The 1,302-nt window shown below is 70.5% G+C and carries 1 protein-coding gene and 1 pseudogene; both read right to left on the bottom strand.

The window, feature by feature from the left end; genetic code table 11:
* A partial coding sequence (locus tag ACWD4O_RS48770; RefSeq protein WP_451289597.1) for an L-serine ammonia-lyase occupies nucleotides 1-1,016 on the bottom strand: 1,016 nt, incomplete at its 3' end.
* A gap of 85 nt (nucleotides 1,017-1,101) precedes the next feature.
* A pseudogene (locus ACWD4O_RS48765) lies at nucleotides 1,102-1,302 on the bottom strand (serine hydroxymethyltransferase); the annotation flags it as partial.

The following is a 1,302-nucleotide window of genomic DNA, read 5'->3' as shown; positions in this document are numbered from 1 at the left end:
CCGACCTCGGCGCCGGAGATGGAGGCGTTCTCCTTGAAGAGCATGCCGATGGCGCCGGCGGCGAGCAGGAAGCGGACGACTCCGTCCTCGTCGGCGCCGGGCACGAAGTTCATGTAGTAGTGCAGGACCGCAGGGATGATGCCGGCGGCGCCGTTCGTGGGGGCCGTCACGACCCTGCCGCCCGCCGCGTTCTCCTCGTTCACCGCCATCGCGTACAGCGTGATCCACTCCATCGAGTGGGCCAACGGATCGCCCTCCGCCCGGAGTTGACGAGCCGTCATGGCGGCGCGGCGGCGGACGCGGAGGCCGCCCGGCAGGATGCCCTCGCGGGACATGCCCCGGGACACACAGCGCTGCATCACCTGCCAGATCTCCAGCAGGCCCGCCCGGATCTCGTCCTCCGTGCGCCAGGAGTGCTCGTTCTCCAGCATCAGCGAGGAGATCGACAGACCGGTCTCCTTCGCGAGGCGCAGCAGCTCGTCGCCCGTGCGGAACGGGTACTTCAGGACCGTGTCGTCGAGTTTTATCCGGTCCGCGCCGACCGCTTCCTCGTCCACGACGAACCCGCCGCCGACCGAGTAGTACGTCTTCGACAGCAGTTCCGTGCCCGAGGCGTCGTGCGCCCGGATCGTCATGCCGTTGGCGTGGTACGGGAGGGCCTTGCGGCGGTGCAGGACCAGGTCGTCGTCGAAGGAGAACGGGATCTCGTGCGAGTCCAGCAGCCGCAGCCGGCCGGTCTCCTTGATCTGCTCCACCCTGTCGTCGGCCCCCTCCACGTCCACCGTGCGGGGCGAGGAGCCCTCCAGACCGAGCAGGACCGCCTTCGGCGTCCCGTGGCCGTGGCCGGTCGCGCCGAGCGAGCCGTACAGCTCGCACCGGACCGACGCCGTGGAGTCCAGCAGGCCGTCCTTGCCCAGCCGCCGCGCGAACATGGCGGCCGCGCGCATCGGGCCGACCGTGTGGGAGCTGGACGGGCCGATGCCGATCGAGAACAGGTCGAAGACCGAGATGGCCACGGGGACTCCTCAATAACAGGGGTGGTGCGGGGTTCCGGGGGCGCCGCGCACCTTCACAGTGTGCGCGGCGCCCCCGGAAAGGGAACTACTTGTTCAGACCGGGGTAGAGCGGGTGCTTGTCGGCGAGGGCGGTGACCCGCGCCTTCAGCGCCGCCGCGTCGGCCTCCGCGAACGGGGACGGCGCCTTCAGCGTCTCGGCGATGACGTCGGCGACCTCGGTGAAGTCCTCGGCGGTGAAGCCGCGGGTGGCGAGGGCGGGGGTGCCGATGCGCAGTCCTGAGGTGAC

This window comes from Streptomyces sp. NPDC002623 (assembly GCF_053592635.1).
The sequence above is the reverse complement of the archived record's forward strand: the minus strand, read 5'-3'. Positions and strand labels throughout refer to the sequence as shown.